Source organism: Ahrensia marina (assembly GCF_042140245.1).
Taxonomy (GTDB): Bacteria; Pseudomonadota; Alphaproteobacteria; order Rhizobiales; family MH13; genus MH13.
Genome location: NZ_CP159483.1, coordinates 529,445 through 548,618, shown reverse-complemented (window position 1 = coordinate 548,618; position 19,174 = coordinate 529,445). Strand labels below are relative to the sequence as shown.

The 19,174-nt window shown below is 58.2% G+C and carries 19 protein-coding genes; 7 read left to right on the top strand and 12 right to left on the bottom strand.

Annotated features, from left to right (window positions below):
* Positions 1-2 precede the first annotated feature (2 nt).
* Positions 3-269: a DUF6161 domain-containing protein gene (locus tag ABWH92_RS02690; protein WP_375571912.1), complete on the top strand. Its 267-nt coding sequence runs from the start codon at positions 3-5 to the stop codon at positions 267-269.
* Between the two features lie 40 nt (positions 270-309).
* On the opposite strand, the gene ABWH92_RS02685 is transcribed toward ABWH92_RS02690, so the two are convergent.
* Positions 310-1,452, bottom strand: coding sequence for a DNA recombination protein RmuC (locus ABWH92_RS02685; protein WP_375574167.1), 1,143 nt, complete (start codon positions 1,450-1,452; stop codon positions 310-312).
* Between the two features lie 186 nt (positions 1,453-1,638).
* Between ABWH92_RS02685 and def the strand changes: the two genes are divergently transcribed.
* Positions 1,639-2,169, top strand: coding sequence for a peptide deformylase (gene def / locus ABWH92_RS02680; RefSeq protein WP_375571910.1), 531 nt, complete (start codon positions 1,639-1,641; stop codon positions 2,167-2,169).
* Positions 2,170-2,176: 7 nt separating this feature from the next.
* Here the strand turns inward: def and ABWH92_RS02675 are convergent, their stop codons facing one another.
* Together ABWH92_RS02675 and ABWH92_RS02670 are read right to left on the bottom strand one after the other, a co-directional pair.
* Complete coding sequence (locus ABWH92_RS02675) at positions 2,177-2,569, bottom strand: HigA family addiction module antitoxin (protein ID WP_375571908.1); 393 nt, start codon at positions 2,567-2,569, stop codon at positions 2,177-2,179.
* 104 nt (positions 2,570-2,673) lie between these two features.
* Positions 2,674-3,264: a TetR/AcrR family transcriptional regulator gene (locus ABWH92_RS02670; protein ID WP_375571907.1), complete on the bottom strand. Its 591-nt coding sequence runs from the start codon at positions 3,262-3,264 to the stop codon at positions 2,674-2,676.
* A 70-nt stretch (positions 3,265-3,334) separates the two neighbouring features.
* Here ABWH92_RS02670 and ABWH92_RS02665 point away from each other — a divergent pair, with 70 nt between their 5' ends.
* A complete protein-coding gene (locus ABWH92_RS02665; protein ID WP_375571905.1) occupies positions 3,335-3,760 on the top strand; it encodes a VOC family protein in 426 nt (141 codons plus the stop codon).
* 55 nt (positions 3,761-3,815) lie between these two features.
* Here ABWH92_RS02665 and ABWH92_RS02660 read toward each other — a convergent pair whose 3' ends face one another.
* The 6 genes from ABWH92_RS02660 to ABWH92_RS02635 form a co-directional block, all read right to left on the bottom strand.
* Complete coding sequence (locus ABWH92_RS02660; protein WP_375571903.1) at positions 3,816-5,432, bottom strand: ABC transporter ATP-binding protein; 1,617 nt, start codon at positions 5,430-5,432, stop codon at positions 3,816-3,818.
* Positions 5,429-6,616 carry an ABC transporter permease gene (locus tag ABWH92_RS02655; protein ID WP_375571901.1) on the bottom strand — a complete coding sequence of 396 codons (1,188 nt, stop codon included), beginning with the start codon at positions 6,614-6,616 and terminating at the stop codon, positions 5,429-5,431. Before ABWH92_RS02655 ends, ABWH92_RS02660 begins: the two co-directional genes overlap by 4 nt.
* Entirely contained in the window at positions 6,616-7,665 is a 1,050-nt protein-coding gene (locus ABWH92_RS02650) for a microcin C ABC transporter permease YejB (protein WP_375571899.1), read from the bottom strand. The genes ABWH92_RS02655 and ABWH92_RS02650 overlap by 1 nt, the downstream gene beginning before the upstream one ends.
* On the bottom strand, positions 7,547-9,592 hold the full coding sequence (locus tag ABWH92_RS02645; protein WP_375571897.1) for an ABC transporter substrate-binding protein: 2,046 nt from the start codon (positions 9,590-9,592) through the stop codon (positions 7,547-7,549). Before ABWH92_RS02645 ends, ABWH92_RS02650 begins: the two co-directional genes overlap by 119 nt.
* On the bottom strand, positions 9,589-11,658 hold the full coding sequence (locus ABWH92_RS02640; RefSeq protein WP_375571895.1) for an extracellular solute-binding protein: 2,070 nt from the start codon (positions 11,656-11,658) through the stop codon (positions 9,589-9,591). The genes ABWH92_RS02645 and ABWH92_RS02640 overlap by 4 nt, the downstream gene beginning before the upstream one ends.
* A 271-nt stretch (positions 11,659-11,929) precedes the next feature.
* A complete protein-coding gene (locus ABWH92_RS02635; RefSeq protein WP_375571893.1) occupies positions 11,930-12,490 on the bottom strand; it encodes a c-type cytochrome in 561 nt (186 codons plus the stop codon).
* Positions 12,491-12,679: 189 nt separating this feature from the next.
* On the opposite strand from ABWH92_RS02635, the gene ABWH92_RS02630 reads away from it, so the two are divergent.
* The 3 genes from ABWH92_RS02630 (at position 12,680) to ABWH92_RS02620 (ending at position 15,352) form a co-directional block, all read left to right on the top strand.
* On the top strand, positions 12,680-13,432 hold the full coding sequence (locus ABWH92_RS02630) for a 3-deoxy-manno-octulosonate cytidylyltransferase (RefSeq protein WP_375571892.1): 753 nt from the start codon (positions 12,680-12,682) through the stop codon (positions 13,430-13,432).
* A 61-nt stretch (positions 13,433-13,493) separates the two neighbouring features.
* A complete protein-coding gene (locus ABWH92_RS02625) occupies positions 13,494-14,372 on the top strand; it encodes a prephenate dehydratase (protein WP_375571890.1) in 879 nt (292 codons plus the stop codon).
* Positions 14,373-14,374: 2 nt separating this feature from the next.
* The gene (locus ABWH92_RS02620; protein WP_375571888.1) at positions 14,375-15,352 is read left to right on the top strand and encodes a 2-hydroxyacid dehydrogenase; all 978 of its coding nucleotides are present in this window, start codon (positions 14,375-14,377) and stop codon (positions 15,350-15,352) included.
* Here ABWH92_RS02620 and ABWH92_RS02615 read toward each other — a convergent pair.
* The 3 genes from ABWH92_RS02615 to ABWH92_RS02605 all read right to left on the bottom strand — a co-directional run bounded on the left by ABWH92_RS02615 (position 15,349) and on the right by ABWH92_RS02605 (position 18,075).
* Positions 15,349-16,188, bottom strand: coding sequence for a C40 family peptidase (locus ABWH92_RS02615; RefSeq protein ID WP_375571886.1), 840 nt, complete (start codon positions 16,186-16,188; stop codon positions 15,349-15,351). The genes ABWH92_RS02620 and ABWH92_RS02615 overlap by 4 nt on opposite strands.
* Entirely contained in the window at positions 16,188-16,571 is a 384-nt protein-coding gene (locus tag ABWH92_RS02610) for a MarR family transcriptional regulator (protein ID WP_375571884.1), read from the bottom strand. The genes ABWH92_RS02615 and ABWH92_RS02610 overlap by 1 nt, the downstream gene beginning before the upstream one ends.
* Before the next feature lie 67 nt (positions 16,572-16,638).
* On the bottom strand, positions 16,639-18,075 hold the full coding sequence (locus ABWH92_RS02605) for a M17 family metallopeptidase (protein ID WP_375574166.1): 1,437 nt from the start codon (positions 18,073-18,075) through the stop codon (positions 16,639-16,641).
* A gap of 176 nt (positions 18,076-18,251) precedes the next feature.
* Here ABWH92_RS02605 and ABWH92_RS02600 point away from each other — a divergent pair, with 176 nt between their 5' ends.
* The gene (locus tag ABWH92_RS02600) at positions 18,252-19,064 is read left to right on the top strand and encodes a tetratricopeptide repeat protein (RefSeq protein ID WP_375571882.1); all 813 of its coding nucleotides are present in this window, start codon (positions 18,252-18,254) and stop codon (positions 19,062-19,064) included.
* Positions 19,065-19,174 lie beyond the last annotated feature (110 nt).

The window sequence follows — 19,174 nt, the reverse complement described above, 5'->3', positions numbered from 1 at the left end:
TGATGTCGCTCATTCTGTGGGCAATTCGTTTGCAGTATCGTGTCTATCTGAGCGAACGCCACTTGGCATTGGATGCCAGCGAAAAGAGGGCTTTCGCCGAGACCTTTCTGGCCATGAGGGAAGGAAACGAGTTCGACGGCGAAAATGAAGCGATAGTTCTGGCTTCTCTGTTTAGACCGACCCAAGATGGGATAATCAAAGATGATGATGGAGCCTTAGACTTGTCAGCTGCCGCTCTCATTGCACGACAGCTTGGACGAAATTCTTAGAGTTCATGAGGTCATTAACTCCGAAAACCTCTTGATTATCCTACTCCCCTGCCAATGGTAGTCTCGGCTCTGGCGCGTCCACCTCTCCAACTTCCCCCGCATCCGGTGGCTGCCCGACGTCGAGGTTGCCGATGCGGTCACCACGCTTGGTGATTTTGCCAGTTGAGGTTTGGATCTGCTCGATGTCCCTCTGGGCTTGACCAAAGTGTGTGGCGAGCTTGGCAACACGATCATCCAGCCGCACAATGTCATCCACCAGGCGGCCCACTTCATCCTGAATCAGATGCGCCTGTTCGCGTAGGCGGGCATCGCGCAGCACGGCCTGCACAACCTGAATGGAAAGGGTGAGCAGCGAGGGTGAGACGATCACGACCCGCTGACGGGCAGCCTTTTGCACGACATCCTCAAAACGCTCGTGGAGATCGGCAAAGATCGATTCAGACGGTACGAACATGAACGCTGTCTCGTGCGTCTCTCCGGGCAAGAAGTATTTTGCGGCGATGTCCTGCACGTGCTTGCCGACATCCTGGCGGAAGCGCTGAGCGGCTTGGTTCGCGATCCGCTCTTCGGGCGCATCGCGAAAGGCATTCCAGCCCTCCATCGGAAACTTGGCATCAATCACCAAGCTTGGCGCGCCATTGGGCAGATAGATCACGCAGTCGGGCCGCTTACCATTGGTGAGCGTGTGCTGAAACGAGTAGGCGCCGCGCGGCAGGGCATCCTGCACGATGGCTTCCATCCGCCCCTGACCGAAAGCACCACGCGTTTGCTTGTCGGCCAGGATAGATTGCAGCTCCACCACGCCTTGGGAAAGTTCAGTGATGTTCTTCTGCGCCGTGTCGATGGCTGCCAGTCGCTCGTGCAAGCTGCGCAGCGTCTCGTGGGTCTGGTTGGTCTGCTGGCTCATCGATTGGCCAAGCCGGTGACCCAAGCCATCCATCCGCTCGGACATCACGCGAGCGAGCTCCGCCTGGCGATTGCCCAACATCTCCGTCATGCTTTGCACGCGGCCTGTCAGCTCAGCTTGTGCGCCCGCCATGGAGGTGAGTTTTTCGGTAAGCGCAGCCTTTTCCGCCTCGGCTTTCGCTTCGATCTCAGCGGTTTGACGCTTCATACGCGCCGTGGACGACCACACCCAAAGCACCAGCAGAACGATAAGTGCCGCCACCGCCCAAAGCAGCATGGCGAGGGTCACAGGCGTGCCCTGAAGCGTGAAAAGCACGGTGGAGAAGTGCAGGTCCAAAAGGAGAATCCAAACTCGAATCGGGTCCGTTACGATGTTAGATCAAAGCGCGAACAAAAGCCATGGAAGGCAGGCACTCACGCCCTTCGCCTTGACCGGATGTTTCGCCACCCTTAAGTGCCGTGCATGGCTATTCGCGAGATTTTGGTTATCCCCGACAAGCGCCTGCGCGAGGTGTCGAAACCCGTCACCGCAATCACCGATGAGGTGCGTGCGCTGGTGGAGGATATGTATGAGACGATGTACGACGCGCCAGGCATTGGCTTGGCCGCGATCCAGATTGGCGTGCCTCTGCGGGTGGTGACAACCGATTGCTCAGCGCGCGAAGAGGAAGCCGAGCCGCTTACCCTGATCAATCCGGAAATTCTGGAACTGTCCGGCGAAGACGTGCCCTATGAAGAGGGCTGCCTGTCGATCCCCGACTATTATGACGAGGTGGCGCGCCCGGCCCACGCACGTGTGCGCTACATGGATATTGAGGGCCAGACGCACGAGATTGAAGTTGATGGGCTGCTTTCCACCTGCATTCAGCACGAGGTGGATCACTTGGATGGCAAGCTCTTCATCGATTATCTGTCGACGCTCAAGCGTTCGCGCGTGATGACAAAGTTCAAAAAAGCAGCGCGGTTGCGCGAAAAGGCAGCCGCCGCCGGTTAGAGCGCGCTTAGCTGGCTGCCGTCACGCGGAAATCATCAACATGCGGCATCGGCGCGTCCGAGCTTTGCTCCCGTGGCTGCGGCTCATCCACCGGCTCGTAAGGGCGGATACGCGCCTCAATGCGCGGCCAATCGCTGTCGCGCAGAACCGCAATCTCGTAGGCCGCTTGCAGCTTCATCCAAAGCTCTGGCTTGGTGTCGAAATAGGCTGACAGACGCATCGCCGTGTCCGCCGTGATCGCCCGTTGCCCCGCCACGATCGCCGCGATGCGGCTCACCGGCACGTCGATGTCGCGTGCCAAGCGGTTCTGGCTGATGCCGAGAGGTTTCAGAAATTCCTCCAACAGGAGGATGCCAGGGTGAATGCAAGATGGGTGCGGGGTGGTGTGGTTTTCGCTCATGCCATCACTCTATTCCTTTTGCCGGGACAGGGCAAAGGGAATGGCGCGCGTTGATGAATTGTTAAGGTTAACGCAGTCTCACCGAAGGCTTTTGCGACCTCAGCCTACCTCAGCGTGGTCAGCAAGGCTTCGAGCACGGCCAGATGATCATGCTCGTCCTCTCCAGCTGACACACCCAGTGCCGCCCGCTCAAACATGGCCGAGAGCTGTGCAGTGAGTGGACCCAAGGGCAAAGACTTGATCTCCCCAGCCTCCATCGCCGCTTTCAACCCCAAACGCAGGGAGTCGGCGGACGTTTCCTTATCGATTGCATCGAGTGTCAAACGCCCCAAGACAGCTGGCCCGTCGAGCAAAAGGAGCCGGACACGCCCAGGCGCGCGCATGGCCTCCATATACGCTTTGCTGCCAAGCATCAGCGCATCGATCGTGTCCTTTGGGTTGCCGGTCGCTTGTGCGGTGATCTCCTCTTCCACCGCCTCAAACTCTGCGCGCACGACGGCCTGAAACAGCGCCGTCTTGTCATCAAAGTGATGGTAGAGCGCGCCGCGTGTGACGCCGGCCGCCTTCACGATCTCGGGGGTTGCGGTGTCCGCATAGCCCTTCTCGACAAACAAGGCACGCGCCGCGCCGATCAGCGCCTCGCGTGTTGCCTTAGTGCGAGCGGCATTGGAGCGTCGTTCATTTTTCTCTTGCATACATACAGCCTGTATGTTTATAGGAAAGATACATACAGATTGTATGTTTTAATGCGAAAGGAGACAAGCCATGAAAAGCACGCAGTACTACCCCGTCATCCAAACCATGGATGTTGCCGGCACAACCGCCTTCTACGTCGAGAACTTCCGTTTCAAACCGACCTTTGAGAGCGACTGGTATTGCCATCTGCAGTCAGCTGAGGATGAGAAGGTCAACATCGCCGTGTTGCACGGTGACCATGAGACGATCCCTGAGGAGGGGCGTGGCACAGTCAATGGCCTGATCCTCAACTTTGAGGTTGAGGACCCCGACGCTGTTTATGAGACCGCGCAGAAAGCTGGTCTGCCGATCTTAAAAACCTTGCGCGACGAACCTTTTGGTCAGCGCCATTTTATCACCAAGGATCCCAATGGCGTTCTGATCGACGTGATCAAGCCCATCCCACCGTCGCCAGAGTTCCTGGCCCAGTATGCTGCTGAAGCGGTGCCGAGCTGAGGACGTGAGTTTTTTGCTGAGCATGGACGACCGTCATGAAGGCGGTCGTCTTTGGCTACTCCGCCGCCAGCATCGTCTCATCAAACGCAGCGGCGATAAGCTCGCGTGTGTAGGGTTCTTTGGGGTTTTCAAAGATGTCTTCGCGCGACCCTGACTCCACCACCTTGCCGTCTTTCATCACAAGAATCCGATGTGACAGTGCGCGCACGACTTTGAGGTCGTGGCTGATGAACAGATAGGCCAGATTATGCTTTTTCTGAATGTCACGCAGCAGCTCCACCACTTGCGCCTGCACGCTCATATCAAGCGCTGAGGTCGGCTCATCGAGCAGGATCACGCGGGGCTTCAACACCAGGGCACGCGCAATCGAGATGCGCTGGCGCTGACCGCCGGAGAACTCGTGCGGATAACGGAAGCGCGTTTCTGGATCGAGACCCACCTCTTCCAGCGCCGCGATGATTTCCCGATCTCGTTCCTCAAATCCCATCGTCGGCTGATGGATCAAGAGGCCCTCTTCAATGATGTCTGACACCGACATGCGCGGTGAGAGCGAGCCGAATGGGTCCTGGAACACGACCTGCAGATCGCTGCGCAAAGGACGCATCTGCTTGGTGCTGTGCTCGGTGATGTCCATGTCCTTGAAGCGAATGGCACCTCTGGATTCTGTCAACCGCAGCAGCGCAAGACCCAGCGTCGTTTTGCCGGACCCGGACTCGCCAACAATGCCAAGCGTTTCGCCCTGACAGATCGATAGATCGATGCCGTCCACCGCTTTGATGTGGTCAACGGTGCGGCGGAAGATGCCTTTCTTCACCGGAAACCAGACTTTCAGTTCATCAGCGGCCAAGGTTACATCGTTGGCATCGGGCTTGGAGATCGGCGCGCCAGAAGGCTCGGTGGAGATCAGCATCTGTGTGTAGGGGTGTTGCGGGTTTGAAAACACCTCACGCACTGGGCCGTGCTCAACCACTTTACCGCCTTGCATCACATTCACCCGACTGGCCAAGCGGCGCACAATGCCAAGATCATGCGTGATGAAGAGCATGGCCATGCCGAGTTCTTGCTGAAGTTCCACCAGCAGTCTGAGGATCTGCGCTTGCACGGTCACATCAAGCGCTGTTGTCGGCTCGTCAGCAATCAGAAGCTTGGGTGTGTTGGCGAGCGCCATCGCGATCATCACGCGCTGACGTTGCCCGCCGGAAAGCTGATGCGGGTAGCTCTTCAGGCGTCCTTCCGGGTCCTTGATGCCGACCCTATCAAGCAGTTCCAATGTACGGGTGCGGGCGGCTTCATCGCGCAGACCCTGATGAACTTTCAGCACCTCGCCCACCTGCCGTTCTACCGTATGCAGCGGGTTTAGCGAGGACATCGGCTCCTGAAAGATCATCGAAATCTCGTTGCCGCGCACCGATCGCAACTGCTTGTCGTCAGCGCCCAAGAGCTCTTGTCCGTCGAACTGGATGGAGCCAGAGGGATGCGAGGCGGCAGGGTAGGGTAGCAGCTGCAAGACCGAGAGAGCGGAGACCGATTTGCCGGAACCGGACTCGCCTACAAGAGCTACTGCTTCGCCTCCTTTCACATCGAACGAGACGTTGTGCACGACTTGGTTGATCTGATCGCCGGAGCGAAAAGCAACCGAGAGATCGTTTACCTGGAGCAGAGGAGCGCTCATCCCTCAACCTTCCTGGGATCAAAGGCATCTCGCACGGCCTCGCCCACAAAGATAAGCAGCGAGAGCATGATGGAGATGGTGAGGAACCCGGTCAGGCCAAGCCACGGCGCATTGCGGTTTTCTTTGCCTTGCGCCAGCAACTCACCCAGCGACGGCGCATCGCCTTGCAGGCCAAGACCCAAAAAGTCGAGCGCTGTCAGCGTGGTGATGGAACCTGACAGAATAAAGGGTAGGAAGGTGATCGTCGCGACCATCGCATTGGGCAAGATATGACGGAACATGATCCGCATATCAGAAAGGCCTAGCGCCCGTGCCGCCCGTACATATTCAAGATTGCGCCCGCGCAGAAATTCCGCGCGCACCAATCCCACCAAAGCCACCCAGCTAAAGAGCAGCAGGATGAAGAGCAGCGTCCAGAAACCGGGAACAAAGAAAGCGGAGAAGATCAGCAGCAGATAAAGCGAGGGGATCGAGGTCCAGATCTCGATGAAACGCTGGAAGAGAAGATCGGTCCAACCACCAAAATAGCCCTGCACCGCACCAGCGGATATGCCGATGACCGACGAAATGATGGTGAGGGTCAGCCCAAACAGCACCGACAGGCGGAACCCATAGATGAGCCGGGCAAGCACATCGCGTCCCTGGTCATCCGTACCGAGCCAGTGATAGCCGCTCGGCCCGCAAAACGCGTCCTCGGTTCCGTTGGGTAGGTTGGCACACGCCACGTCCGCGTCCAGCGTCCATGTCGGCGCGATGGGATAGGGCATCTGCGAGGCATAGGAGCGGGTGGTGTGATCATAGCGGATAGGCGCGTGGAGCATCCAGCCATTGGCTTCGATCTCTTCACGGATAAACGGGTCGTAGTAGCGGGTGACCGCATAAAACCCGCCAAACTTTTCTTCCGGGTAATCGACCAGCACCGGGAACAGAAGCTCACCCTTGTAAGAGACGATCAGCGGTCGTTCATTGGCCACCAGTTCGGCAAACAGGGTGAGCAGAAAGAGCGCGAGAAAAATCCAAAGTGACCACCAGCCGCGGCGATTGGCTTTGAAATTGTTGAGCCGCCGCACATTAAGCGGCGAGAGCCCCTTGCGTTTCATCTGCACCGGCTGCGCATCGGTGACGGCTGGCTGCTCGATCACATCGGCCTCGCGAACTGCATCAGGGGGCGTACGCGCATCCATCAGGTTCGCCGCGCCTCAAAGTCGATGCGGGGGTCGACCCACATGTACACAAGGTCGGAAAGCAGCGCGACGATGAGGCCCATCAGCGAGAAGATGTAGAGCGTGCCGAACACCACCGGATAGTCACGGCCAAAGATGCTCTCAAAGCCCAGCAGGCCAAGCCCATCGAGCGAGAAGATCGTCTCAATCAAGAGCGCTCCGGTGAAGAAGGCCGAGATGAAAGCACCGGGAAAGCCGGCGATGATAATCAACATCGCGTTGCGAAACACATGGCCGTAAAGCACTGTGCGCTCATCCAGGCCCTTGGCGCGCGCGGTGGTGACATATTGCTTGCGAATTTCATCCAAAAACGAGTTTTTGGTGAGCAGTGTTGTGGTGGCAAACGCGCCAACAGCCATGGCGATCAGTGGCAGTGTGAGGTGCCAGAAATAGTCGAGAATTTTCTGCCACCAGGGCAACTCGTCCCAGTTTTCTGACGTAAGACCAGAAAGCGGGAAAAGATCCCAGAACGAGCCGCCAGCAAACAGAACGATGAGCAGAATGGCGAACAGGAACCCTGGGATGGCGTAACCCACGATCACGATGCCGCTGGTCCACACATCGAACCGGCTGCCGTCTTTTACCGCTTTACGGATGCCGAGCGGAATGGAGATGCCGTAGGACAGCAGTGTCATCCAGAGGCCGAGGGATATCGAGACGGGCAGTTTCTCGATGATCAGATCGATCACCGCCACATCCCTGAAATAGCTCTCGCCGAAATCAAACCGCGCATAGTTCCATATCATCAACGCGAAGCGCTCAAGAGGCGGTTTGTCGAACCCAAATTGGCGCTCAAGCTCAGCGATGAACTCCGGGTCAAGGCCCTGCGCCCCACGATAGACACCGGTGGCCTCGTTGCCCGAGCCAAGGTCCTGCTCTTGCCCGGAAAAGTCACCGCCGCCTCCTGTGAACCGCTCGGTGGCGCTGACATCGGTTCCTTGCAGCTGCGCGATCACGCGCTCGATTGGGCCTCCGGGCGCGAATTGTACCACCGCGAACGACAGCGCCATGATGCCCAAAATCGTGGGCACCATCAAAAGAACGCGGCGGATGATATAGGCGAGCATGCGTTAGCTCCCCTCCATCCACCAGTGCGTTTCGATGGGCAGCGAGTAACGGGGAACCGTCTCCGGTCGGCGAATGCGCGAACTCATGCGCGATCCAATGCGCGCCGGAGTGCCATTGCGGTATCCAGAAATGATAGGGTCGCAGCACCCGGTCCATGGCGCTCATGATTGTGTAGAGCTCGTCCAGCGTATCGGCGCCCTCGGCCATTTCGATCAGTGCATCAATGGTCGGTACGGCGATGCCAGCAACGTTCCAAGCGCCAGGCTGGTTGGCCGACCCAGATCCGTAAATAGCGCGCATGCTGCTGCCTGGCGTAAGATTTGGCGCGAGGTTGAGTCCAACCACATCGAAGTCGAAAGTGTTGATGCGAGACTGATACTGGGTCGGATCGACAATGCGTAGCGAGGCGTCGATGCCTAGCCGCTGCATGTTTTGAACCATAGGCGAGTAGATGCGCTCAAAGGCTTGCGAGGCCAGCAGAAACTCCACAGCAAGCTGTTCGCCGTCGGTATTAACGCGCCGCCCGCCATCCAGAGTCCAGCCGGCCTCACGCATCAGGCGGTTGGCCTCACCCAGCAATTGCCGGTCAGAACCCGAACCATCTGATGTGGGCGGGATATACGGTTCTTCAAACGTTTCAGGCAGCAGGTCAGCGCGGAAAGGCTCAAGGATAGCCAGTTCCGCGTCGCTGGGCATGCCTTCGGCCATATAGGGCGCGTTCTGGAACATCGACTGGGTGCGCTTGTAGAGCCCAAAGAAAATGCGCTCATTGGTCCACTCAAAGTCGAACAGAAGTCCGATGGCCTGGCGCAAACGACGATCAGCAAACTTGTCCCGGCGGGTGTTGAAGAACGCGCCTTGCGCGCCGCGAGGTGTCTCATTTTCGATGGTTGATTGAATCACTTCGCCGCTTTCGACGCGCGGGAAGTCGTAGGCCGTCGCCCAGAGACGCGAGACGGACTCCTGCCGGACATTCATCTCACCGGCTTTGAAGGCTTCAAAAGCAACGTCGCGGTCGCGGAAATAGTTGATCCGGATAGTGCCGAAGTTGCTGGTGCCGCGCGCAAAGGGCATATCCGCCGCCCAATAGTCTTCCACGCGATCATACTCGATGAAACGACCGACCTCGAAGTTGCCCACTTGATAAGGACCCGAGCCAAGGATGGGCTCGAGCGTGGAGGCTTCAAAGTCTTTGCCTTGCCAGAAGGCCTCGCTGAACGTCGGTAGCCCCAAAATAGCCAGATGAGCCGTGCGCGGTCGCCCTTCGGAAAAACGAACCCGCAAGAGATCCTCTTCCAAAGCTTCTGCGCTTTCCACTGGGGCAAGGCCCGGTTTCAGTGTCTCATGGCCCTGCTCGGCCAGGGTCTGCATCGACCAGGCTATGTCGGAAGCCATCACGCGGCTGCCATCATGAAAGCGCGCCTCTGGTCTGATTTTGAAATCATAGGTCAGACCATCGTCAGTGAACTCGACCCACTCGGCGAGTGCACCATAAAAGGAGTCCACTTCATCGCCCGAGGCGGTCATTAGACCATCAAACCCCAGCTCAACGCGCAGCGCTCCATCGCCACGGTTCACAAAACCGTTGAGCGTGTTGAAGGTGTTGAAGTTCTGATTCATGAACCGTGTGCCAGGCTGGAAGCTCAGTGTGCCGCCCTTAGGAGCATCCAGACTAACATGCGGAAAGTGGGCGTAGTCGGCAGGCAGGGCCAACGCACCAAACGAAGACAATCCATGGCTACGTGTGATCGACCCCTGGGCAAATGCCGACAAAGGCAGGGCGGATGTGGCGGCCAGAACCCCTGTCGATTTCAGCACGGTGCGTCGGGTTACGGATCGCGAGATGAACGACGGCGTTTTCAGGCTCATTGGTCAGCTTCCCCAGTGATGGCGGCACGCTCTTCATCGTACCACCAGATGGTTGGAAACCCGATGGCATAGGTGGGCAACTGATCTGGGCGATCAAATCGGTCCCAGCGCGCAACGCGCGCGGCCGGTAAGCCCCAGCCTGGGATCACATAGTGGTTCCAGAGCAGCACCCGGTCCATCGCGCGTGTCGCGACTTCCAGTGCCTCGCGATCTTCAGCAAAAATGATGCGTTCGATCAGCGCATCCACGGCCTCATCTTGGATGCCAGCGGTGTTGCGTGTGCCATCAACGGTCGCCGACTGTGAGCCAAAAAAATCGCGCTGCTCATTGCCGGGCGAGGAGGACTGCACCCACCCCGAATAGATCATATCGTAGTCACGCGAGCGCTCGCGGTTGGTGTATTGTGAGGAGTCGGCGATGCGGATGACCAGTTCAATACCGACCAGTTCCAAAGACTGTGCCAATTGGTTTGCGCCCGGTTCTTGGGTTGGACCGTTAAGCAGAAGCTCAATCACCACGGGCGCGCCAGACGCATCGCGCATCACACGGCGCGTGGGGTCGGAGCGCAAGCCGATGGCCACAAGAATGCGATGAAAAAACCCGGTGCCCGCCTGCTCTGGATCAACCTCTTCGCGGACCGTCCAGCCACCGGCTTCAAACAAATCAAGCGCTGTGCGAATGTTTTCCCTGCGCTCTTCCGGTGACCGGTTGGCGGGGTTGAAGTGCGCGGTGGTGAACACTTCCTCAGGAAGCGCAGTGCCCTCCGCGCGCAGCTCTTCCAGCAACGCCAGTTCAGCCCCTTGCGGGAGGCCCGAACTCGCCAGCTCGTCCAAACCGGTGAAGTAGCTGTCATACTGGCGGTAGCTGTCAAAGAAGAGGCCGCGATTAAGCGCTTGGAAATCAAAAACATAGTTCATCGCGCGGCGGATGTTGCGGTCAGCGAACACAGGGCGTTGCGCATTCATCACGAAGCCGATCATCAGCCCGCGGCTGCGATAGGGCTCGACAAACTCTTCCAGAACGATCCGGCCATCCTCGACAGCTTCGATGTCGTAGCCGGTAGCCCAGTTGCGCGCCCGGTTCTCAAGCCGAAAATCAAACGCGTCAGCCTTGAACGCTTCAAAGGCAACGTCGCTGTCGCGGAAAAACGTATAGCTGATCGTATCGAAATTGTGGTGGCCGACATTCACATTGAGATCAGCTGCCCAATAGTCCTCCACCCGTTCGTAGGTGATGCTGCGCCCGGCATTGACCGAACTGATGCGATAAGGGCCTGAGCCAAGTGGTGGCTCCAACGTGCCGCGCGAGATGTCACGTGTGTTGCCGTCCGCATCAGGTTCAGTCCACCAGTGGGCCGGTATCACCACCAACTGGCCGACGATGAGCGGCAGTTCGCGATTGCCAGTCTGATCAAAAGTGAAGGTAACCTCGCGCTCGCCGCTGATTTGCGCGCTCGTGACGTGCGAGTAGTAGGCTGCCTGTTGCGGGTTGTGCTCGACCAGCGCATTAAACGAAAACACCACATCAGCAGGTGTAACCGCCACACCATCATGCCAGCGCGCGCCTTCGCGCAGGCGATAGGTGACCGACGAATAGTCGTCAGGATAACGCATGGCGTCGGCCAAAAGCCCGTACTGAGTCGAGCGCTCGTCCTGCGAAGCTGAGGTCAGGGTGTCATAGACCAAGCCAAGACCGAGCGGTGTGATCCCGCGTGGCGGCACGAAGTTGAGGCTGTCAAACGTGCCCAAATCGGCAAGGCGCACAGAACCGCCTTTGGGTGCTTCAGGGTTCACGTAGTCAAAGTGTGCAAAGCCCTCAGGGTATCTTGGTGCGCCTTCGTTGAGCGTGATGAAATGCTGCCAGTCATCAAAAGTGGGCGTGGTGTCGGCATCGTTGGATGTGATGTTCTGAACGGCTTCGCTGGTCGGAGCGCCATCGACCGTTTGCGCATGGCTCTGCCCAACGCCACAAAACGCCAATCCCGCCGCCAAGCAGAGCACAAAGCCGGTTATCCGGCTGGCGGATGTTGGCCAGCTTGGCTGGCCTCGCAGCTCAACAATGGTCACGAAACACGACCTTCATGCATACTCCATCAACTGTTTACGCATCCGACTGGCACCAAGCTTTGCAGGAACAATGCCAATGCAGGTGCAGGGTGTGTGATTCGCAACCAAACGTGATGGGGAATATGGCGCAGTTGCGGCGCTGCGGCGAGGGGAGCCCATTCATCACGCCAACTTGATGAGACGTGTTGCCACTGTCGTGGCCGTTATCAGATGCAAAAAAGCGCCGGACCAAGCCGGCGCTTTGATGAGAAGAGCAGCAAGTGCAGCCCGCCTATTGGGTTGCAGCAACCGTCGAAAGGTCAATCGGTTCAGCTTGCAGCGTGTTCAAGTAAGCCAGGATATCAGCGCGATCTTCAACGTCACGAATACCGGCAAAGCCCATGGTCGTGCCTTCTAAATAGCCGCGCGGGTCGGCGATAAAGCCATCAAGCTCCTCAAAGCCCCAAACTTCGCCCGCAGCGCCAACGGCCGCCATGGCATCGGAATAGTTGAAACCGCCAACTTCGCCCTTGGCGCGGTTGAGGATGCCCCAGAGGTGTGGGCCAACGCCATCGGCGCCGCCTTCTTCAAACGTGTGACAGGAGGCGCAGCGACGCACAGCGCTTTCGCCAGCAGCAACATCAGCGGTGGCAAGAAGATCAAGCACAGAGACCATCTCTTCTTCTTCAGCACCTGCATCGGCAACTTCCACTTCCGGCACATCAATGGAGTAGCCAGCAACCTCGGGTTCATCGACGTGGTACGCAAGCTCGGCAACAAAGCCGATGAGCATGACAACGAGAACTGATCCAAGAAGTGCACCAACAATCTTGTTGAGCTCAAAACCGTCCATGTCGAAAAATCCCAATCTATGCTGCGTCCAACAGAAATGCCGGGCGTTTGCGCGCCTGCAATTGGTCGCGGTGATAACCCCATAACTGGCTGCCTTGCAATAAGTGCAAAGGGATGACAGGGGGGTCTTGCGACCATTTGCCCAATCTATGGGCCATAAACACTGAACAATGTCCAAAGGCTTGCGAGCATGAGCGAAAAATCGACCCGCGCCCTGGTGCTTATTCCAGCGCGGATGGCGTCCCTGCGCCTGCCAGGCAAGCCGCTTGCGATGATCGGCGATAAACCAATGATCGTGCACGTGGTTGATCGGGCGCGCGAAGCGGGTTTGGGTGAGCCAGTGGTGGCCACCGATGATGCCACCGTGTTGCAGGCGGTCGAAGCGAATGGCGGAAAAGCCATCACAACGCGCGATGATCACCCTTCAGGGTCTGATCGCATCTATGAGGCGTTGCAGAAGCTTGATCCCGATGGCGATGTGGAGATCATTGTCAATGTGCAAGGAGATTTGCCAACGCTTGACCCCGCGATCATCCAAAAGGCGGCCGCGCTGATGGATAACCCAGCGGTGGACGTCGCCACCCTCACTACGCCGATCAAGGTTGAACACGAAAAGACCGATCCCAACGTGGTGAAGGTCATCGGAACCCCAATCGGCGAACGGCACTTGCGAGCACTTTACTTCTCGCGCGCCACAGCACCGCACGGCGACGGCCCGCTCTACCATCACATCGGTCTTTACGTTTACCGCCGGGCCGCGCTTGAGCGTTTCGTCAGCTTGCCGCCCTCGACGCTGGAAAAGCGCGAAAGGCTGGAGCAACTGCGCGCACTGGAGGCTGGCATGCGCATTGATGTTGCCATCGTGGATGGTGTACCGCTGGGCGTCGACACACCAGAGCATCTGGACGAAGCCAGACGGCAACTTTCCTCCAGCAACATGTAAGGATCGGTGCGAACAAGTGGTCGTTCGGAACGAACGGAACGGTTCGCATCAAAAAAGAAAAATGAAGATTGTTTTCCAGGGCGAGCCTGGTGCCAACTCGCACATTGCCTGCAAAGAGGCCTATCCCGACGTCGAGCCCGTGCCCTGCGCGACGTTTGAAGACGCGTTCGCGATGATTGAGGACGGGAAAGCCGATCTTGGCATGATCCCGATTGAAAACTCCGTCGCTGGCCGTGTGGCCGACATTCATCATCTGTTGCCAACGTCACCGCTGCACATCACTGGCGAGCATTTTCTGCCCATCCACCATCAATTGGTGGCCTTAAAGGGTGTCACGCTCGATCAGGTCAAAAGCGCGCAAAGCCATGTGATGGCGCTCGGCCAGTGCCGCAAGTTCTTGCGAGAGCACCGCCTGGAAGCTGTCATTGGTGCTGACACAGCCGGATCGGCCCGTCAGATCGCTGAACGTAGCGACCCTGCACAAGCAGCCATCGCGTCGTCCTTGGCTGCCGACGTCTATGGTCTGAACGTTTTGGCTGAAGACATTGAGGATGAAGACCACAACACCACCCGCTTTATCACGCTCGCTCGTGAGCCGGTGAGCGTACCAGCGGGCAATGGCCCGGTGGTGACAGCCTTTATCTTCCGCGTGCGCAACGTATCGGCAGCGCTGTTCAAAGCCCTGTCAGGCTTTGCGACCAACTCGGTGAACATGACGAAGCTGGAAAGCTATCAGACCGGCGGTCAGTTTTTCGCCTCGCAATTTTATGCCGAGATCGATGGTCATCCCGACGACAAGCACGTGGCGTTGGCGATGGAAGAACTGCAATTCTTTTCCGCGGAATTGCGCGTGCTTGGCACCTTCGCCGCCCATCCTTATCGGGCCTACATCTTGGAACCTGAAGAAAACCGGGCGCTGCGTCCTTCACCGGGGGTCTAGGCATGACGAAACCAGATCTTGGCAAACTCGTTTTGACCGTCGGCGATTGGTCACCGGAAGGTTGGATTGCGCATTTGGGGCAGCATGTGCCGCGCGAAGACATCATCTTCTCCGATGGTAAAACCCCGCCGTCACCCGACATCTGTGCGCAGGTGAAATACGCTGTTGCCTGGCAAACGCCGGCTGGTTTTTTTGGCCATTTTCCGAAGCTGGAGGCGATCCTCTCGACTGGTGCAGGCGTTGATCATCTGGTGCGCCGCGACGATCTGGCTGACGATGTGGCCATTATTCGCGTGATCGATCCAGATCTGACGGGCCGTGTGACCGCGTGGACGGTGATGAATGTGATCGCCCACCACCGTCAGGCATTGGCCTATCTGGATTCTCAGAACCGCGCCGAATGGAACCCATTGCCACAGACTTCCGCACCGGATGTGCGTGTTGGGATTATGGGTTTTGGCGAGTTGGGTCAGTCGGTTGCCGCCGTGCTGAAACTGCTCGGCTATGATCTTGCTGGTTGGGCACGCAACCCAAAGCCTGATGCCGACATTCCAGTGTTTGCCGGGATGGACCAGCTGGATGCGTTTCTTGCGCGCAGCGACATTCTCATTTGCTTGCTGCCGCTCACCGATGAAACGCGTGAAATCTTGAACGCTGATCTTTTCGCCAAGCTCCCGCAAGACGGTGTCACGGGTGGACCGTTTCTCATCAATGGTGGGCGCGGCGGCCATCAAAACGAGGCCGTGCTTTTAAAAGCCTTGCAGGATGGTGTGCTGAAAGGCGCGTCGATTGATGTGTTTCACGAGGAGCCGCTGCCCAGTGACAATCCGCTTTGGAAAGCGCCCAATATCCTCATCACACCACACACGGCTGGGATGAGTGCGCCGGAGGCTTTGCTCGGGCGGATGGTCGAGAACCTGATCGCCTTCGCCTCAGGGGAGGCGCTGGACAATCTGGTGGACCGCAAGGCCGGTTACTAGAGCCGCTTGATGGTGCGGGCTGCGCCAGCTCGCTCTTCGACAGTGCTCAGCGGTTCAGGCACCGTCGACATCGCAAAGGCGTTGGCGTGAAACAGCGTGGTGTCGTCCAGCATGATGCCAACATGCCCAGGCCAGAACACCAGATCGCTGCGCTGTAAGCCGTCCTGCCGTTCCATGACTTGGCCCATTTCCGCTTCCTGCATGTCGCTGTCGCGGGGGCAGAGGATGCCAGCCTGCTGCAACGCCAACTGCACCAGCGCCGAACAATCAATGCCGAGGGCTGAGCGTCCACCCCAGACATAGGGTGTGTTGGCGAAAAGCTCGGCGACATCCACCCAGTCGGAGGTCATGTCGTCCAGCGACCGTAGGTGGGCTTCTGGAATAGCGCCAGCATCACATTGGGCAAACGACGCAGATGATCCGCCAACAGAGATGGAGGGATCGGAAAGACGAAGCTGCGCACCCATCGGGATCGGCCCATTGCCCAGCACTTTGATGCTGTCATTGGTCGCGCGGGTGAGCGGCACGCTGACCAGATGGGTCGCATCGATGTCATCACTTGCAACCAGGCTGAGTGCGCTAACCCAGCCGACATAACCGTCGGTCATCAACTGACCCCAGGCCCAATAGCCTTCAGTCTGATAGACCGTGAACGTTTCGCCGTAGAGCGCCTGAGACGTCCGTGCCTCTCCCATCTGATCGCTCAAAATGTCGGTGATCGGTTCGGTTACCCTATGCGGTTTGCCTTCGACGAACTGATCGGCCTCAACCTGGCCTTCAAGATGGGCGGCAGCGATGTCGGGCTTGTAAGGATGGAGGCGCGGGTCGAGCGCCATCAGCGCAGATCCTCAGCATGGCCAACAATGGTTTCGGCCAGCGCTTCTACATACAGCGCGCCATCCACGGTGCGCTGGATGATCACGTTGCGCTTGTCAGCCTCATCGCGCTTGCGGCTGACAAGGCCCATGGAACCCATCGTATCAAGGGCACGGGTGATCACCGGCTTGGTGACTTGAAGCTTGGCAGCCAGGCCACGCACCGTGTGCGGCGGCGTCTCCAGATAAATAGTCAGCAGGATCAACATCTGGCGTTCAGTGAGGTCACCAATGTTGCCGCGCACACGCGTCAACGCAACATCGTGCCAAAGCCGCAACGCCTTTTGCGGCGAGAGGCTGACCCCACGACCGGTCGAAAACCCAGTTGATGCGAACCCACTCAACGCCACACGCGCTCCGCATACCAATTGTTTCGGAAGCGCAATTGATACTGCCTTTTGGGGGGCTAGATCAATCCATCTTGGGGTAGCGCTTGGCAACAAGGTTAAACAGAGCACGGATGGCCTGGGCCTCACCACCTTCCGGGCGACCCGGTCTGTTCGATGGCGTCCAGCCGTAAATGTCGAAATGCGCCCAGCTTTTGGCGTTTGAAACGAACCGCCTCAGGAACAATGCCGCCGTAATGGCGCCGGCAAAAGGCATATTGCCGGTGTTGGAAATGTCCCCCACCTTCCCGGCAATTGCGTTGTCGTAGCGGTTCCAGAGCGGCATGCGCCACACAGGATCGTCATGCGCTTGGCTTGCAGTTTCAATCTCGCCAGCCAGCACATCGTCATCGGTGAAAAAGGGCGGCAGATCAGGACCAAGGGCTACGCGGGCCGCGCCTGTGAGCGTGGCCATGTCGATCATCAGATCGGGCGCTTCCTCGTCACCCAAAGCGAGCGCATCACCCAGCACCAAACGGCCTTCGGCGTCGGTGTTGCCGATCTCCACGCTCAGACCTTTGCGGCTGGTGATCACGTCGCTCGGGCGGAAAGCCTCTGAGGCGATAGAATTCTCAACACACGGGATCAGAACCCGAAGCCGCACCGGAAGCTTGGCCTGCATGATCATGAGTGCCAGGCCAAGCACCGCAGCCGCGCCGCCCATGTCCTTCTTCATCAATGCCATGGAGTTGCCTGGCTTAATGTTGAGCCCACCGCTGTCAAAGCACACGCCTTTGCCCACCAGTGTGAGCTTGGGTGCGGTGTCGTCGCCGCCGTTCCATCGCATATCGAACAAGCGCGGCGCATCCTTGGCGGCCGCACCGACCGTGTGGATCATGGGGAAGGGATTGTCCGAGTTGAGCAGGTCATCGCCAACAATGACCGATGCGTCGGCTCCAAAAGCATCCGCCAAACCAAGAGCACTTTCGGCCAGCGCAGCAGGACCGAGCAGATTGGCCGGTGTGTTGATCAATTCGCGTCCAAAGATAACACCACGGGCCTGGATCAGCGCCCGCTCTCGCCCAGGGTCATTGGTCGCCAGATGAACCGGGCCGCGTTTGTATGGCTTGAAGGCGGTGTAGGAATAGGCGCCGAGCAAGAAAGCTGTAAGCGCGGTCTCGGAGTTGGCAAGGCCAGTTTCCAAGACATAGGTGCCTGCTGGTAGTTGGCCCGCCAATGCACCCATCGCAAAGCCTGGGTTGGGTCTGCCATCGTCGCCAGTTTCGCATCCCAAGAACGCTGCAACAATGGCCCCATCGCCGTTCGGTAGCACCAGCAGTTGCCCTGGCTTGGCCTCAAACCCTTGCGCCTTGGACCAGTTTGCAAGCGCTTCGCGATGGTCAGGTACCACCGACCCGGCCGCGTCAAGCGATGTCACACAATGGAGCGGTATCGTCGCAGTATCGTCACCCAGACTATCAGGCAGAGGAAGCTGGGCGTCGAGCGCATCAAAATCAGGCAGGGAAACAACCAAAGGGGGCCTCAAAGCGTGGTGGTTCAGCGATGACAAGTCGCTGATTTCGGGCGGGTTTAAGGGTTCATTAGGGTTAACGGAGTATTGCTTCCACCAACCAAGTGGCAAGGGCAGATGGAGCATTTGCATCGCGCCAACCACGATTTTTCGGTGCGAAGTACGTTATGAGCAACAACGCTGTTCCTTCATCATCTCCATCGCGCCGTTTGCGTAAGCTGGCCAGTTTAGCCCTTGTTGGCACAGCGCTTGTGGTTGCAGGTTGCAGCACGTCGGCTGTTTCAACGCACGGTACCGCTGTTGAGGGCAGGGCCGAGCTTCTCTCTCAAGATCAGTTGCGGGGCGCCGCCAACCAGTGGGAGCAGCGCTACGACCGTGACCCAAATGATCGCACCGCTGCGCTCAACTATGCAGCGGCTTTGCGTGGCCTTGGGCGCCATGACCAAGCGGTTGCTATCTTGCGCCGTGCGGTGATTTCGAACGAAGGTGATCGCGAGGTTCAATCCGCTTATGCGAAGGCCCTAACATCAGCAGGGCGTTTCGAAGAGGCGTTACAGGTGATCAGCCAGGCACATAGCCAAGCGCGGCCTGATTGGCGGCTGCTTTCGGCGCAAGGCACCATTCTTGATCAGCTGGGTCGCCATAGCGAGGCGCGTCAAGCCTATGCAAGCGCGCTGCGGATTGTGCCCGATGAACCGACAGTGCTGAGCAATCTTGGCATGTCCTATGTGCTGGAAGGCAATCTGGTAGAAGCCGAACGCACCCTGCGCCAGGCACTTGCCGGTGGTCGCCAAGTCGATCCGCGCGTGCGTGGTAACCTGGCCCTGGTGGTGGGTTTGCAGGGTCGTTTTGACGAGGCCATGCAGATCGCCCAGCAAGACCTCCCACCACAACAGGCTCAGGCCAACATTGCCTATTTGCGGCAAATGCTTTCAGAAGCTGACCGCTGGGGCCAAGTCGCTGCGGTAGACGGGCAATAGGCAGAAGTGCCGTAAAGCTGAAGAAACCAAGAACTGGCGTCTCAGCTGTTGAGCGGCGAGTTTACCACCCCCAAGAACTGCAACTGTCCTGATCTTCGCCTCTGCTAAGG

Bases quoted from the DNA above. Each gene is read 5' to 3' on its own strand.
- ABWH92_RS02690 (WP_375571912.1), top strand. From the start codon at position 3: ATGTCGCTCATTCTGTGGGCAATTCGTTTGCAGTATCGTGTCTATCTG.
- ABWH92_RS02685 (WP_375574167.1), bottom strand. From the start codon at position 1,452: ATGCTGCTTTGGGCGGTGGCGGCACTTATCGTTCTGCTGGTGCTTTGG.
- def (WP_375571910.1), top strand. From the start codon at position 1,639: ATGGCTATTCGCGAGATTTTGGTTATCCCCGACAAGCGCCTGCGCGAG.
- ABWH92_RS02675 (WP_375571908.1), bottom strand. From the start codon at position 2,569: ATGAGCGAAAACCACACCACCCCGCACCCATCTTGCATTCACCCTGGC.
- ABWH92_RS02670 (WP_375571907.1), bottom strand. From the start codon at position 3,264: ATGCAAGAGAAAAATGAACGACGCTCCAATGCCGCTCGCACTAAGGCA.
- ABWH92_RS02665 (WP_375571905.1), top strand. From the start codon at position 3,335: ATGAAAAGCACGCAGTACTACCCCGTCATCCAAACCATGGATGTTGCC.
- ABWH92_RS02660 (WP_375571903.1), bottom strand. From the start codon at position 5,432: ATGAGCGCTCCTCTGCTCCAGGTAAACGATCTCTCGGTTGCTTTTCGC.
- ABWH92_RS02655 (WP_375571901.1), bottom strand. From the start codon at position 6,616: ATGGATGCGCGTACGCCCCCTGATGCAGTTCGCGAGGCCGATGTGATC.
- ABWH92_RS02650 (WP_375571899.1), bottom strand. From the start codon at position 7,665: ATGGCGCTGTCGTTCGCGGTGGTACAATTCGCGCCCGGAGGCCCAATC.
- ABWH92_RS02645 (WP_375571897.1), bottom strand. From the start codon at position 9,592: ATGAGCCTGAAAACGCCGTCGTTCATCTCGCGATCCGTAACCCGACGC.
- ABWH92_RS02635 (WP_375571893.1), bottom strand. From the start codon at position 12,490: ATGGACGGTTTTGAGCTCAACAAGATTGTTGGTGCACTTCTTGGATCA.
- ABWH92_RS02630 (WP_375571892.1), top strand. From the start codon at position 12,680: ATGAGCGAAAAATCGACCCGCGCCCTGGTGCTTATTCCAGCGCGGATG.
- ABWH92_RS02625 (WP_375571890.1), top strand. From the start codon at position 13,494: ATGAAGATTGTTTTCCAGGGCGAGCCTGGTGCCAACTCGCACATTGCC.
- ABWH92_RS02620 (WP_375571888.1), top strand. From the start codon at position 14,375: ATGACGAAACCAGATCTTGGCAAACTCGTTTTGACCGTCGGCGATTGG.
- ABWH92_RS02615 (WP_375571886.1), bottom strand. From the start codon at position 16,188: ATGGCGCTCGACCCGCGCCTCCATCCTTACAAGCCCGACATCGCTGCC.
- ABWH92_RS02600 (WP_375571882.1), top strand. From the start codon at position 18,252: ATGAGCAACAACGCTGTTCCTTCATCATCTCCATCGCGCCGTTTGCGT.